Source organism: Collimonas fungivorans, from assembly GCF_001584145.1.
GTDB classification, from domain to species: domain Bacteria; phylum Pseudomonadota; class Gammaproteobacteria; order Burkholderiales; family Burkholderiaceae_D; genus Collimonas; species Collimonas fungivorans.
On record NZ_CP013232.1, the window covers coordinates 157,711 to 171,674 of the forward strand.

Below are 13,964 nucleotides of genomic sequence, written 5' to 3' on the forward strand. Positions count from 1 at the left end.
TCATCATTTCAGATCGAATCCAGTTTTTCTTGGAAAATCTTGCGCTCGCCGCGAGCCACGCGCTGGAAATGCTTGGGCGAGACGCCGGCGGCACGGTGGAAGGTGCGTACGAAATTGGATAAATCGTTGAAACCGACATCGTAGGCGGTATCCGTGACCGAGCGGCCGTCAGCCAGCAGGCTTGCCGCATGGCGCAACCTCGAGCGCAGCAGGTACTGGTGCGGCGTGACGCCGAGCGTGCGGCTGAACAGCCGCAGGAAATGAAAAGGACTCATGCCTGCCTCGCCGGCGGTCCGTTCGAGGTCGATCTCTTCATGCGCATGCGCGGTAATCCACATCGCGGCGTTGACCGCACGGCGCCGGTCTTGGGCCGTCGCCGCCAGCGGCGCGGATTGTTTGCCGGAGCTGAGCGCGACGAAGCGCGCGGCAAGCAGCAGCCCGATTTCCTCCAGGCCGACGTCGCTGCGCCCCTCGGCGGCGGCCTGTCCCAGTTCGCCCAGCATGATGATGCCGTTCAGCGGCGGCAAGGCGCCGCTGCGCCAAAGCGATTCTTTAGCGCCTATCGATTCGATGCATTCTTCGGAAAACTGGAAAGACAGGCATTCGTCGCCGCACACATGGTGGTCATGGGTGCAGCAGTATTCATCGCCGGGATGGCCGATCATCACCGAACCCGGCACCAGTTCGTGCTGTACGCCGCGGTAGCGCAAGCCGAAGCTGCCGCGCCGCACGTAGGATACCGAATGCCTGTGATGCAATTCGGTAACCGACAAGTCGCCCGGGCTGGCGCTGCAACGGTAATCAATCACCGTCGCCGACGCGCTTTGCGAAAGAATCAGGGTATTCATTCGGTTAAGTCTACGCCAAATCAAAAAAGCGCGAATGGCTTGCCCCGACATCGCACAACACCATCGTCAGGCAGCAAATCCGCCGTCGATAGACAGGCTGGCGCCGGTAATATAGGCCGCTTCCGGGCCTGCCAGGTAAGCGACAAAGCTGGCGATTTCCTCATCCTTGCCATAACGGCCGACCGGTATCATCGCTTTCAGGGTGGAGGCGAATTCGCTGCCGGCCGGATTCATCTCTGTGTCGACCGGGCCCGGCTGCACATTGTTGATGGTGATGCCGCGCGGACCGAGGTCGCGCGCCAGGCCGCGGGTCAGGCCAACCAGCGCCGATTTGCTCATCGCATAGGGGCCGCCGCCGGCAAACGGCATGCGGTCGGCGTTGGTGCTGCCGATGTTGATGATCCTGCCGCCTTCGCTCATATGCCGTGCCGCTTCCTGCGTCGCCACGAACACGCTGCGCACGTTGATCGCCAGCGTGCGATCGAAATCTTCCAGGCTGAATTCAGCCAGCGGCGCAATCGCCAGCACGCCTGCATTGTTAACCAGGATATCGAGTCGTCCGAATGCGGTGACGGCTTGTCCGATTGCCGCTTTGATGGCGTCTGCATCGGCGCTGTCGGCCCGGATCGCCAGCGCGCGTCCGCCGGCTGCTTCGATGTCCTTGACGACTTGCGCGGCGCGGTCGGCCGAGCTGATATAGGTCAGGGCGACGGCGGCGCCGTTGCGGGCCAGCCGCTTGGCGATGGCGGCGCCGATGCCGCGCGAACCGCCTTGGATGAAGGCGACTTTGTTGGCAAGCACTGCTGTTTCTTGGTTGATGGTCATGATATTTCTCCTTGTTGGTTGGGGCGCCTGCCACAGTGGCAGTGGCGAGCGCCGGGTTGACAAGTGAAGTATCTGCCTATCATTATGTCGTTACTAGTCACTAATTATCATATTCACTTGATACCAAAGGTTTAAAGTAGAGCGATGGAAACCATGATTGGCATGCAATGTTTCGTCCGCAGCGCCGAGGCCGGCAGCTTTTCAGAGGCGGCGCGGCGGCTTGGCATGACCTCGGCGGCGGTCGGCAAGAACGTGGCGCGGCTCGAGACCGGATTAGGTGTGCGCCTGTTCCATCGCAGCACACGCAGCCTGACCCTGACCGAGGCCGGCGAAAGTTTTTTGCATGAGATCAGGGATGGACTGACATCGATCCAGTCAGCTGTCGACAACCTGGCCAGCGCCGGCGGCCAGCCGGCGGGCGTGCTCAAGGTCAGCATGGGCACAGGTTTCGGCCGCGCCTACATGGTGCCGCTGCTGGCGCCGTTCCTGGCGAAATATCCGGCGATCTCGCCCGACTGGCATTTCGATAATCGCCAGGTCGACCTGATCGCGCAAGGTTTCGATGCCGCCATCGGTGGCGGTTTCGAACTGCCGCCCGGCGTCGTGGCGCGCGAACTCGGGCCGGCGCACCGGGTGCTGGTAGCCGCGCCAGCTTATTTCAATGAACGGCCGGCGCCGGTCTCGCCGGCAGACCTGCACGCATTCGACGGCATTTTCATCCGTTCGCCGCAGACCGGGCGAGTGCGGCCTTGGCCCCTGCGCAACGGCAGCAACCAGCAGGCGCCGGTGACTCTGCGCATGCGCATGACCATGAGCGATCCCGAAGCCGCTTGCGAAAGCGCCCAAATGGGCCTCGGCATTGCCCTGGTCAGCATGCCGAACGCCTTGCCATTCCTGCTGAGCGGAGATCTGATGCGCGTGCTGCCAGACTGGTACGTCGATGGCGGCACCTTGTCACTCTACTTTGCCGCCCAAAAACTGCTGCCGGCCAAGACCCGGGTGTTTGTCGATTATGTGGTGGAGCATTTCCGGACGCAGGAACTGGCCAGGCATTTTTCGGCGTTTTGAAAACGATTGGTTTGACGAAGGAAAAAGAAAGATGAATAAACTGATATTGCTTGCATCAGCAATGGTTTTTCATACATTCAACGCTTATGCCGCAGGTGATGCAGTGGCCGGCAAGTCGGCATTTGCGCGGTGCGCGAGCTGCCATCAGGTCGGAACTTCCGCCCGCGGCGGGTTCGGACCGCAACTGAATGGCATTTTCGGCAGAACGGCTGGGACAAGCAAGGACTATAAATATTCGGCAGCGATGAAAAGTTCAGGGATCGTATGGTCGGAGCAAACATTGCGGGCATTTCTGAAGGCTCCCGACGATGTCATCCCGGGAAATAAAATGCGTTTCTTTGGCATCGGAAGCGACAAGCAAATCGATAACCTGCTGGCGTATCTGCATGCGTTCGAATGAGACGGCGGAGTTCCGCCGGAGTCTTAGCGATCAGGATTGTCCGACAGCTCTTTCAATACATTCTCCGCATTTGCAATGCGCGCTCCACGCGCCGCCATATCCGTAATGAATTCCCGATACTGTTCCTCGAACCCACTCACCGGACTCATGCAGTCGGTAACCAGCACCAGTTTTCCGATATGCCGTGGGCCGAAATAATCGGCGATATGTTCTGTAGTCGCTTTCACGCAATGGCTGCCTGCTTCGCCTGTGATGTAGATGCAATCGGCCTCGGCCAGGCTGTCCAGGAAAGCCTGGTTCGATTGCGTCAGCACGTCGTCCGGGTCGGGCACTTCGGCCTGCACCGCGGAATAGTGTTCGGTCCACGGATTGCTGCCCTTGCTGATCTTGCCGACGCTGCGCAGGGTGTGTTCTTCCCAGCGGTTATAGGCGGAGCGCACATCGGCGTGGACGTTATGTCCCCAGGAACCGATCTCGCAATGGACCGGCCACACCATCAGCTGGTAACGCCCGGCTGCTTCCAGCTGGTCCAGGTAATGCAGTACCCGCGGCAGCGCAGCCGGCAGGCGCGGCAGGTAGCTGCCGGCGCGCACCTCGTCTGCCGAGATCTGGGTAAACGGCGCGACTTCGCCGCCGCCGGCGCTGGTCCAGAATCCGGGATGGGCAATATCGAGCCGGTGATGCGAGTCGAGCGTGATGCTGATGGCGCTGATGCCGGCGCCGCCGCGGTTGATCAGGTCCGCCACGCGCAGCATGTCGGCGTGGGCCCCAGGCACCGGCAGCGCTGGCCCCATTCTGCCGCCGCCGGCCGGATTATCGGGAAGATAGCCGGCAGGCAGGTCGCAAAAATCGTTCTGTGGATCGATGATCAATAGGTGCAGGTTGCGGCGCATCTGTTTCTCCGGTGCCGTCTGTACGGCCTATCTGTTTGCTTACAGCGCTGCCAGCATGGTTTTCAGCGCATCTTGCGCCGCCGGATCGCTCAGGCCCAGGCTGCCCTTGGTTTCCAGCAGGCGGTCGCGGCAGGCGGCCGGCCAGCCGAAGGCGTCGTCGTCCAGCGCCAGCCAGCTGGTCGGTTTGCGGCGTTCAACGTCGCGCCAGACCTGCATGCCGCGCGGCATGGTGTCGAATTCCGCCGGCGTCAGCTTGGGATGGTGGAAGGTGGAGCCGATCACGCGCTCGCGCAGGCTCTCCGAGAGTTCCTGCCTGGTGGCGTCGAAGCCGAGTGCCCTGACCCAGCTGGTGGAGAGCACGATCTTGACGTCAGGATAAGGCGCCAGCAATTCTTCCAGGATCGGCATCCATTCGAAGAATGAACGGTCCGGGGTGGCGATGTAGAGGCCGCGCTGGCGGTTGCGGATTACCTTGGCGTCATGCAGGACGCCGTTGTAGTCCAGGTAGAGAATTTTCATAAAACGTCAGTCATCAAAGTAGATCGGATTGGCGGCAGGCCGGTCATTGCCGAATCACGCCAAGCATGGGAATGGCGCTATTAGACCATCAAGTTTACTCCAAGGGAATCGCGGCGGCGTCCGGATCACGCTGCGGACGGCAAAACGGCGCTCCGCCAGCAGGCTTAAAGCGCTGCGGATATACTCGAAAACCGCAAGCTGAACAAGGAAGCCGCTGTGATCCCAATTTCAATTCTGGACCTGGTCCGTATCCGCCAAGGCAGCGATGCGCGCAACGCGCTCGACCATGCGCGCGATCTGGCGTTGCACGCCGAGGGCTGGAACTATCGCCGTTTCTGGATGGCGGAACACCATAATATGCGCGGCATCGCCAGCGCCGCTACGTCGGTGGCGATCGCCCATGTGGCGGCCGGCACCAGCACCATCCGGGTAGGCGCCGGCGGCGTCATGCTGCCGAACCATGCGCCGCTGGTGATCGCCGAGCAGTTCGGCACGCTCGCCGCACTATTCCCGGGTCGCATCGACCTCGGCCTGGGGCGTGCGCCCGGCACCGACCAGATCACTACCCGTGCGCTGCGGCGCGATCCGGCCAGCGCCGAATCGTTTCCGCAAGACGTGCTGGAACTGCAGGCTTTCCTGGCGCCGGCCGAGCCGGACCAGCGCATCGTCGCCGTGCCCGGCCACGGCAGCGAGGTACCGTTGTGGATACTTGGGTCGAGCACCTTCGGTTCCCGGCTGGCGGCCGAATTCGGACTGCCCTATGCCTTTGCTTCGCATTTCGCGCCCGATTCGCTGGAAATGGCGCTGCAGCTGTACCGCGCCCAGTTCAAGCCGTCCGCACAGCAGGCCAAGCCGCATGCGATGGTGGGTATCAACATCATCGCCGCCGATACCGACGCCGAAGCGCGCCGCCTGGCGACTACCCAGCAGATGTCCTTCACCGACATGCACCGCGGCGTGCGCGGCCTGAGCAAGCCGCCTATCGACGATATCGAAACCTACTGGTCGCCGCTGGAAAAGGCGCAGGCTTCGCACATGCTGGCGTGTTCCATCATCGGCTCGCCGGAAACCGTGCGCGAGGGGCTGGAAAGATTCCTGCTGCGCACCGGCGCCGACGAATTGATGATTGTCTCGGATGTATTCGAGCACAAGGCGCGGTTGCATTCCTACGAGATCATCGCCGACGTTGCGCGCAGCGTAGAACCTATTCCGCTGTCTATCTGATGTTTATCTGATTTTGCCCTGACGTGCAGTTTCCCAGCCAGCCATCTCCCTGCCAGCTCCTGGAAAGCACCGCTTTCCTCGGGCGCGAGGTCTGGGTAAAACGCGACGACCTGCTGCACCCGGAGGTCTCCGGCAACAAATTCCGCAAGCTCAAATACCAGCTATCGGCATTGCAGGGGAAACAAGCGACGCTGGTAACCATGGGCGGCCCCTGGTCCAATCATTTGCATGCGCTGGCCCACGCCGCAGCCTTGGGCGGCTGGCCGACGATCGGCCTGGTGCGCAGTGCGGCGGGACTGGACAGCGCCACGCTGGACGATTGCCGGCGCCTTGGCATGCGTATCCAGTTTGTATCGCGCGATGACTACCGACAGTTGCGCGAGGATCCGCAAGCCTGGCGCCGGCACATCGCCGCTGTCGACGATAGCTTCCTCTGGCTGCCGGAAGGCGGCAGCGCGCCGGCAGCCTTGCGCGGCGTCGCCGAACTGGTGGACGAGTTGACCACTGAGTTGCTGCCGGATGTGATCATGGTCGCCTGCGGCAGCGGCGCCACGCTGGCCGGCGTCCTGGCCGGTTTGCAGGGCCGGGGCCGGGCGATCGGCATCGCGGTCCTCAAGAATGGCGCTTATCTGCACCAGGAGATCGCCCGTCTGCTGCAGGAGGCGGGTTATCCCGCCTACCGGAATTATGAATTGATCACGGATGCCCATCATGGCGGTTATGGCAAGGCGCCGCCTGAGTTGCGCCAGTTCTGCCGCGAGTTTTCACAGGAATTCGACCTGCCGATAGAGCCGGTTTATACGGGCAAGCTGTTCCATGCCCTCAGGCGCTTGCAGCAGGCCCGGGTTTTCCGCCCCGATGAGCGAGTGCTCGCTGTGCATACCGGCGGCATGCAAGGAGCGCGCGGGTTTGTCGACGGGCTTGAGCTTGCCGGCCTCAATAAATAGTATCCCTGCGCACCTGCTCGCGCGGCTGCACGGAGTCGATGTAACCGATATCGCGTAAAAGGTGGTCGCTCAAGTCGCGCACATTCAACACATATTTTTGCGGCGTCTCTGCCGGCGACGCTTTTGCCGGCTGTGGCGGGATCAGGCGCTGCTGCCACCAGCCGCCAGCACTCTTGACGACCTGGAACAGGTTACCCAGCAAACCATGTGGGCGTGGCAATATTGTAGCGATTTGGTCCGGTGTCGATACACAGTTCATGGCAAACTCACAAGTTGGTTGTAGGGAATATTCGCAGCGCTTTCAATACTGGTCAGAATATCCAACCACAACCACTTAGGGAAACGACTTGTTCTAACCATCTTGGTCAGCTATGCTTACCATCATGAGCCGACTCCCTTTACATACCCTCCCGGTCTTCCGCACTGCCGCGCGCTTGCAGAATCTGCGTGCTACCGCAGCCGAAATGCACCTGACCCACAGCGCCGTCAGCCAGCAGATCGGCGTGCTTGAGCAGCAGCTTGGTTTCGCCCTGTTCGAGCGGCGCGGCCGTCGCATCGTGCTGAATCCGGCGGGCCAGGCGCTGCTGTGCAGCGTCGAATCGGCGCTGGCCCAGCTCGACGTCGGCGTCCTGGCCGCGGCCGCCACGGCCACCGGCGTCGCGCAGCGGCTGCGGCTGACGGTGATGCCGTCTTTCCTGCAGCGCTGGCTGCTGCCGCGCATGCAGAGCTGGCGCCAGCGTCATCCCGATATCGCACTGGAGCTGCACTCCTCGCAACAGGTGATGGATCTGCAGCGCGACGGTTTCCACGCGGCGCTGCGCCAGGGGCGCGGCGGCTGGCCGGGATTGAGCGATGAACGCCTGTTCGACAGTCCGCTGGTGGTGGTGGCCTCGCCGGCAACCGCGCGCCGGCTGCAGGGAGGCGGCGCTGCCGCCCTGGTGCATGAGCCCTTGCTGGGCGACGCCGACTGGTGGGATATCTGGTTCAGCGAAGCCGGACTCACGGTGAGGACCAATCCGGTCGCCAGTTTCAACGACGCCGGCCTGATGCTGCAGGCCGCCGAACAAGGCCTGGGGATTGCGCTGGGGCGCGAATTCATGGTGGCCGACGCCTTGCGCGCCGGCCTGCTGGTGCAGCTGTCGGAACAAAGGCTGGCGCCGGACCCCGACTACGCTTCTTATTTCCTGGTCTACCCACCGGCGTTATGCGACTGGGCGCCGCTGCAGGCTTTGCGCAGCTGGCTGCACGATGAGGTAAGCGCTTTGCAGGCGCCGGCCGCGGCGGTGGCGGAAGAATCGGCGGCGCGCAAGCCACGCCGCAAGAAAGCGCCGTAGCAGCAATAGCGCCGGATTCCTCCACCCATCCATCCTATGAAACAGCCCGACCATAAGCAACGCCTCGCCTGTCCCAGATGCCTGCGCCCGCAGAGCGCTTGCATCTGCAGCTGGATCAGGCCGACGGAGCCGGCGGTCGACGTGCTGATCTTGCAGCATCCACTGGAAGTCCGCCAGGCTAAAGGCAGCGCCCGGCTTTTGCAGCTGAGCCTGGCGCGCAGCGAGCTGGTTGTCGGTGAAACCTTTGATGAGCAATATTTAAAAGCGCTGCTCCATGCGCCGGCCAGGCATGCCGTCCTGCTGTATCCCGACAGCCCGGAAGATAAAAGCCTGGAGCTGGCCGCGCCGCCGTCGCTGGAGCAGGCGCTGTTGCTAGACCCTGCACAGTTGCGGCTGGTGGTGCTGGATGGAACCTGGCGCAAGAGCCGCAAGATGCTTTACCTGAATCCCTTGCTGCAGCAGCTGCCGCGGCTGTCGCTGCACAATCCGCCGGCATCGCGCTACCTGATCCGCAAGGCCCATGGCCCGGGGCAGCTCTCCACGCTGGAGGCGACTTGCCATGCCTTGATGCAGTTGGAGCATAATGAGGGCGGATACCTGCCGTTGCTGACGGCGTTCGACGGCTTCGTGGCGCAGCAGCTGGCCTATGGGCGAGGTTAGGAAACGTGGTTTTCCGGCCACGCGCAGCATCGACTTCCTGCGCTCGCTCGTGTATCCTCCGCAGACTCTTCCAAAGTGTTTGTGTCTTTTCAGCAACAAACACTTGCCCCGCAAGTATTCCATCAGCAACAAGACGACGGTCGCCAGCGGCCGGCTACGCCAACGTGTGAGGACGCATGAAGGATTATTACGCCGTTCTCGGCATAGACAGCGATGCAACGGCCGGCGCCCTGAAAAACGCCTATCGCAAGAAAGCCTCGGAATTTCATCCCGACCGCAATAGCGCGCCCGACGCGCCCGCGCGGTTCCGGGATATCCAGGAGGCCTACGACTTGTTGGCGGATGCGGTGAAACGCCAGGAGTACGACGAAAACCGGCGCCGCAGCCTGCTGGAAAACCCGCTTGAGACCGCCCAGCAAATCTGGACTACCTATATGAACAAGGTTCTGCAATGATGCTTTCTGCTTTTTTCGAAGATTTGACCAAGGCTTACCAGGCTGAGCTGGAGGATTTGCAAAGCGATTCCGAAGGCAACGATATCCTGGCCTCGCGCCTGAAAAGCAAGCGCGCACAGTTTGCCTTGATGATGCCGATGATAGAAACCGATCCGGAAATGGTGGCGGTGGCTTTTCACGGCGGCGTCGACTTTACCAATCCGCAGGCGCTGACCATGCTGCTGGGCGAAGAACCGGACGACTTTCCGGCTTGGGCCGATGTCGCCGACACCGTGCAATTCGAATCGTGGGCGCAAAAGCTGGCCGAGATTGCCTTGCAAGAGCCGGGCGGCGAGCGTTTCCTGATCACCACGGTTTGCCTCGAGTACCTGCACGAGAAAAGCAACGGCAGCTACCAGGGCACATATAGCCAGGCCGATTCGGACGATGCAGTCGATGGGGTCGAGAGCGACGACGAAGAAGACGGCCGCGACCTCGAAATCGAAGGCGCCGACTGGCTGGAGCAGCAGGGCTTCGAACGGTTGGGCTAAACAGTTTTAGATATTTTTGACATAGTGACATCATGACAAACGCGCTAGTAGTAAAAGCAGCAAACCTGATCCGCAGCGGCGATATCGCCGGCGCCGAATTCGCCCTGGTCAGCCTGGCTGAGACCGAGGGCGATTATGCGCTGGTGGCGGCGCTCGATACGCTGCCGCCGAAGGACCTGCTGGCGGTCATCCGCGAATACGACACGTCGAAAGAATCGGTGGTCAACCTGCTGGTGACGCCGGAACAGTTTGCACGCGCAGTGGTCATGGAACGGCTGTATGGCGACCATAGCCATGTACGCCTGCGCGGCATGGTGAATGCGGTGCTGTTCCGCGACGACAGCCAGGCCGGTGAATTCCTCGAAGCGATCGGCGATGTCGACGGCGGCTGCGAAGCGCTGATCGATTACCTGTCGGACCGCGATGAAGAGGTAGTGCATTTCGTCACCTATGACACGTTCAACGTCAACCGCACCGAAGAGGGCGACGAAGTCGACAAGTCGGAAGTCAGCGACCGCGACTGGAAAGAGCTGACCTGGCTGCTCAAGCACGAGCATCCCGATATGTTCGAGCAGATCTGGCCGGTCCTGAAAAAACGCATGAAAGAACGCCTGCGGCGCGAAGCGGAACTGGAATTGCAGGAGCAGGAAAAACTCGAATCGCAGGAGCGCCCGGCGGCGGCGCAGCCCGCCGCTGTTGTCGATCCAGGCGAAGAGTCCGCGCTCTAAGCTTTCGCTGTTTTACCGTTGCAGAAACCCACGTATCCCATGTCCGACAAACACCGGAATATCGACCTCGTCGACAAGCGTCCTTTCTTTGAAAAGGCGCTTGCTTTCGGCCTCAAGAGCCGCATCCTGGACCAGGAAAAATGCCGCGCGATGATCGCCGACGCCGCCAAGGGCACGGTGCAGGTCGCCGCCTTCTTCGGCACCAGCCACCTGCACACCGATCTTGAGAATGCGCGCCAGCGCATCGTCAACCTGATCAGTCTCTACCTGGAACATACTTTCAGCGGCGACCTGCAAAAAGCGGCGGAATCCCTGCGCGACAATACTTTCCTGTCGCATTCGCGCGGCGGCAACGAGATGCTCAAGGCCTTGCATGGCTTGCCTGACTCTACCGTGTTCGGTGATACCAAGGGCCAGGGACTCAAGGAATTCCAGGACGAGCGCACGCTGGCCAAGCCGTTTTCGCTCAACGCCTATCGTAAAGAACGCAAGGCGCGCGAAGAATGCGCGGCAGTGATTGCCGCGGCGCTGTGGTTTGCCGAGGACCTGAGCCTGGAGCGTTCAGAGCTTGAATTTGCCGGCGCCGAAACGGTGATTCGCACGGCGTTGCTGGTGCGTCTTGGCGGCGGCGAGGAATTCCCCGACCGGCTGGGTTTTGCCAGGCTGATCGCCGCGGTGCGCAGCAGCGGCGGGAAATTGAAGATTTCAAAAAAGCTGCTGGACGAGGTGCCGCTGGAACATCGCGATGTTGCGGACAAGGTCCGGCGCGATATCGAGAAGCAGGATGCGCTGGCTGATGCCGGCGTGGCGCTCGATTCCCTGCTCAATCTTGTCGAGTTGCGTTATTTCGTGCGCGAGGGCGGGCTGGAGGATGTGGACGGGTTTGATGCCCTGGTGTCGAAAGAGTGGCACAAGGTGACCAAGGGCAAGGAAGATCCGTATTCGCGGCTGACCATCTTCATGTGTATCGCTTCGGGTGTGAAACCGAAGACGACGGTATCGGAGACTGAAGCGCGCGCCATGATCCGTCGGGTGCGCGAGCATGGCTTCGACAGCGAGGCGGTCTCGGCGTTTATCCGTAGTTCGGCGCCGTTTGAGATCAAGGACAACCTGTTGTCTTTGTGGGAGGATGAATTCCTGCCGGATGCGGAAGAATACCTGGTCGACGATGACGATCTCAAATACGCGCGCGCCATGAAGTTCCTGAGAGAGAACTGCAACATCAAAGTCAAAAGCAGTTAAACGGGGTCAGAGTTTTTTCGCCTCCTTTGCGAAAGTTACTCTGCCCCGTTTAACGGACTACGGAGTAAGCGTGGCCGCATTCGACGACCTTCGTTTGTTGCTGCCTCAAACCTTCGCTGCTCACCTTCCCGTGGCCGGACACATTTTCTTCATTGCGCAATCGCCGGATGTTCAATAGAATCGTCGCTGGAACATTCCATCCAGATGGAATGTTCCAACGTCGCTCGGACGGTTCCGGGCGCTAACGTGAAAGAAAACATGTCTGAATCCCCAACTCCGCGCAGGTTTTCGCGCATCGATCGCCTTCCTCCCTATGTTTTCAACATCACCGCCGAGCTGAAAATGGCGGCGCGCCGGCGCGGCGAAGATATTGTCGACATGTCGATGGGCAATCCTGACGGCGCCACGCCGCAGCACATCGTCGACAAGCTGGTTGAAGTATCGCAGCGGCCCGACACCCATGGCTATTCCGCGTCCAAGGGCATCCCTCGGCTGCGGCGGGCGATCAGCCATTGGTACAAGAAGCGCTACGACGTCGAATTCGATCCCGATAGCGAAGCGATCGTCACCATCGGTTCCAAGGAAGGACTGGCGCACCTGATGCTGGCGACGCTGGATCGCGGCGATACGGTGCTGGTGCCGAATCCGAGTTATCCGATCCACATCTACGGCGCAGTGATTGCCGGCGCCGACATCCGTTCGGTGCGCATGAGCCCGGGCGTGGATTTTTTCGCCGAGCTGGAGCGGGCGATACGGGAAAGCTATCCCAAGCCGAAAATGATGGTGCTCGGGTTTCCGTCGAATCCGACCGCGCAATGCGTCGAGCTGGAATTCTTCGAGCGTGTGGTCAAGCTGGCCAAGGAACACAACATCCTGGTGGTGCACGACCTGGCGTATGCCGACATCGTGTTCGACGGCTGGCAGGCGCCGTCCATCATGCAGGTGCCGGGTGCGCGCGATGTCGCGGTGGAGTTTTTCACGCTGTCGAAAAGCTACAACATGGCCGGCTGGCGCATCGGCTTCATGGTCGGCAACAAGGAACTGGTGGCGGCGCTGGCGCGCATCAAGAGTTACCACGACTATGGCAGTTTCACGCCAGTGCAGGTAGCGGCGATCGCGGCGCTGGAAGGCGACCAGCAATGCGTCAAGGATATCTGCGCCAAGTACCAGAGCCGGCGCGACGTGCTGGCCAAAGGCCTGCATGAAGCCGGCTGGATGGTGGATGTGCCGAAAGCGTCAATGTACATCTGGGCGCACATTCCGGAAGCCTACCGCCATCTCGGATCGCTGGAATTTTCCAAGCAGCTGCTGGAAAAAGCCAAGGTATGCGTCTCGCCCGGCATCGGTTTCGGCGAATACGGCGATGAATATGTGCGCTTTGCGCTGATCGAAAACGAAGCCCGGATCCGTCAGGCGGTCCGCGGCATCAAGGCCATGTTGCGCGATCCCAAGTCGTAACGTAGCTGTGCCGTCCGCATATGCTAAGTGTGTGCGGGCGGCGCGACTACGGCTTGCACGGCAAGGCGCAGTCCCATCGCCTTCAGGATGGCCGCAAGGCTGCTCAATGCGGGATTTCCGGCCGGCGACAGGATACGGTACAGCTGGGTCGGATTCAGCTGCGCCGTTTCCGCCACGGTTTGCATGCCGCCAAAAGCCTTGGTCATTTGCCGCAGCGCGATCAGCAGGTCGCTCTGGTCGCCGTCGGCAAGGATGCCGTTGAGCATCTGGATGGCGTAAGCGGGGTCGTCGCGGTACACCTCGGCCATGGCGTCGTCATGCATTCTATCTTTCACAGCTGGTCCTCCTTTGCCAGTCTCGCCAGTACCTGCAGGCTTGACCGATATCTGCTTCCTGGGTTTGCTTGGCGCCGCCGCATGGCAGCAACACGATTTCCCTACCCGCCATGGCGTAATAAACGCGATATCCGGCACCGACGTCGACACGCAATTCCCACACCCCGTCACGGCAAAATTTGTGGTCGCCGAAATTGCCCAGTTCAATGCGGTTGATGCGCCGATCGATCGCAATGCGAGCCTTGATATCCGGCAGCCTGCTTAGCCAGCTCACATAAATGTCCTTGTTGTCAGGATCAAGGTAGTGGCGGATTCTATACGTCATATTTTCACTTATAAACGAATTTCTGTCAATTTCTCCAGCTGACAGAAAGTGTCACCAAGGTTGACAAGAGAGGGCAGGTTTTCCTGTGAAAAGCCACATAAAAGCTGGGTTTTCACATCTTTTTTGCAAATTCGAGGCGGCATTTCTTGGGCATGAAACTTGCGATCAGGCAA

At 60.8% G+C, this 13,964-nt stretch carries 18 protein-coding genes; 11 read left to right on the forward strand and 7 right to left on the reverse strand.

Translation table 11 applies throughout. The features are described from left to right. Positions 1–8: 8 nt before the first annotated feature. Both CFter6_RS00660 and CFter6_RS00665 read right to left on the reverse strand, forming a co-directional pair. Complete coding sequence (locus CFter6_RS00660) at positions 9–848, reverse strand: helix-turn-helix transcriptional regulator (RefSeq protein ID WP_061538301.1); 840 nt, start codon at positions 846–848, stop codon at positions 9–11. 66 nt (positions 849–914) lie between these two features. Next, complete coding sequence (locus tag CFter6_RS00665; RefSeq protein WP_061538302.1) at positions 915–1,673, reverse strand: 3-oxoacyl-ACP reductase family protein; 759 nt, start codon at positions 1,671–1,673, stop codon at positions 915–917. Between the two features lie 144 nt (positions 1,674–1,817). Here CFter6_RS00665 and CFter6_RS00670 point away from each other — a divergent pair, with 144 nt between their 5' ends. Both CFter6_RS00670 and CFter6_RS00675 read left to right on the forward strand, forming a co-directional pair. Further along, positions 1,818–2,741, forward strand: coding sequence for a LysR family transcriptional regulator (locus CFter6_RS00670; protein WP_061538303.1), 924 nt, complete (start codon positions 1,818–1,820; stop codon positions 2,739–2,741). Between the two features lie 31 nt (positions 2,742–2,772). Continuing rightward, positions 2,773–3,141: a c-type cytochrome gene (locus tag CFter6_RS00675; RefSeq protein WP_061538304.1), complete on the forward strand. Its 369-nt coding sequence runs from the start codon at positions 2,773–2,775 to the stop codon at positions 3,139–3,141. Between the two features lie 23 nt (positions 3,142–3,164). Here the strand turns inward: CFter6_RS00675 and CFter6_RS00680 are convergent, their stop codons facing one another. Together CFter6_RS00680 and CFter6_RS00685 are read right to left on the reverse strand one after the other, a co-directional pair. After that, on the reverse strand, positions 3,165–4,034 hold the full coding sequence (locus tag CFter6_RS00680) for a cysteine hydrolase family protein (protein WP_061538305.1): 870 nt from the start codon (positions 4,032–4,034) through the stop codon (positions 3,165–3,167). A gap of 39 nt (positions 4,035–4,073) precedes the next feature. Continuing rightward, entirely contained in the window at positions 4,074–4,553 is a 480-nt protein-coding gene (locus CFter6_RS00685) for an HAD domain-containing protein (RefSeq protein ID WP_061538306.1), read from the reverse strand. A 216-nt stretch (positions 4,554–4,769) separates the two neighbouring features. On the opposite strand from CFter6_RS00685, the gene CFter6_RS00690 reads away from it, so the two are divergent. After that, a complete protein-coding gene (locus tag CFter6_RS00690; RefSeq protein WP_061538307.1) occupies positions 4,770–5,777 on the forward strand; it encodes an LLM class flavin-dependent oxidoreductase in 1,008 nt (335 codons plus the stop codon). Between the two features lie 23 nt (positions 5,778–5,800). Then, entirely contained in the window at positions 5,801–6,724 is a 924-nt protein-coding gene (locus CFter6_RS00695) for a 1-aminocyclopropane-1-carboxylate deaminase/D-cysteine desulfhydrase (RefSeq protein ID WP_061538308.1), read from the forward strand. Here the strand turns inward: CFter6_RS00695 and CFter6_RS00700 are convergent. Next, the gene (locus CFter6_RS00700; protein WP_150118566.1) at positions 6,714–6,944 is read right to left on the reverse strand and encodes a hypothetical protein; all 231 of its coding nucleotides are present in this window, start codon (positions 6,942–6,944) and stop codon (positions 6,714–6,716) included. The two genes, CFter6_RS00695 and CFter6_RS00700, sit on opposite strands and share 11 nt — an antisense overlap. Positions 6,945–7,095: 151 nt before the next feature. Between CFter6_RS00700 and CFter6_RS00705 the strand changes: the two genes are divergently transcribed. The 7 genes from CFter6_RS00705 (at position 7,096) to alaC (ending at position 13,131) form a co-directional block, all read left to right on the forward strand. After that, on the forward strand, positions 7,096–8,058 hold the full coding sequence (locus CFter6_RS00705) for a LysR substrate-binding domain-containing protein (protein ID WP_061538310.1): 963 nt from the start codon (positions 7,096–7,098) through the stop codon (positions 8,056–8,058). Positions 8,059–8,094: 36 nt separating this feature from the next. Continuing rightward, the gene (locus CFter6_RS00710; RefSeq protein WP_061538311.1) at positions 8,095–8,718 is read left to right on the forward strand and encodes a tRNA-uridine aminocarboxypropyltransferase; all 624 of its coding nucleotides are present in this window, start codon (positions 8,095–8,097) and stop codon (positions 8,716–8,718) included. Between the two features lie 176 nt (positions 8,719–8,894). Beyond that, positions 8,895–9,173, forward strand: coding sequence for a DnaJ domain-containing protein (locus tag CFter6_RS00715; RefSeq protein ID WP_061538312.1), 279 nt, complete (start codon positions 8,895–8,897; stop codon positions 9,171–9,173). Next, positions 9,170–9,703, forward strand: a complete 534-nt coding sequence (locus CFter6_RS00720) for a hypothetical protein (RefSeq protein ID WP_061538313.1) — start codon at positions 9,170–9,172, stop codon at positions 9,701–9,703. Before CFter6_RS00715 ends, CFter6_RS00720 begins: the two co-directional genes overlap by 4 nt. Before the next feature lie 32 nt (positions 9,704–9,735). Further along, positions 9,736–10,431 (forward strand): hypothetical protein, encoded by a 696-nt coding sequence (locus CFter6_RS00725; RefSeq protein WP_061538314.1) that lies wholly within the window; start codon positions 9,736–9,738, stop codon positions 10,429–10,431. Positions 10,432–10,470: 39 nt separating this feature from the next. After that, a complete protein-coding gene (locus CFter6_RS00730) occupies positions 10,471–11,673 on the forward strand; it encodes a hypothetical protein (protein ID WP_061538315.1) in 1,203 nt (400 codons plus the stop codon). Between the two features lie 258 nt (positions 11,674–11,931). Further along, the gene (alaC, locus tag CFter6_RS00735) at positions 11,932–13,131 is read left to right on the forward strand and encodes an alanine transaminase (protein WP_061542141.1); all 1,200 of its coding nucleotides are present in this window, start codon (positions 11,932–11,934) and stop codon (positions 13,129–13,131) included. 23 nt (positions 13,132–13,154) lie between these two features. Here alaC and CFter6_RS00740 read toward each other — a convergent pair whose 3' ends face one another. Together CFter6_RS00740 and CFter6_RS00745 are read right to left on the reverse strand one after the other, a co-directional pair. Beyond that, positions 13,155–13,466, reverse strand: a complete 312-nt coding sequence (locus CFter6_RS00740; RefSeq protein WP_061538316.1) for a helix-turn-helix domain-containing transcriptional regulator — start codon at positions 13,464–13,466, stop codon at positions 13,155–13,157. Beyond that, on the reverse strand, positions 13,456–13,791 hold the full coding sequence (locus tag CFter6_RS00745; protein ID WP_061538317.1) for a type II toxin-antitoxin system RelE/ParE family toxin: 336 nt from the start codon (positions 13,789–13,791) through the stop codon (positions 13,456–13,458). The genes CFter6_RS00740 and CFter6_RS00745 overlap by 11 nt, the downstream gene beginning before the upstream one ends. Between the last annotated feature and the right edge of the window lie 173 nt (positions 13,792–13,964).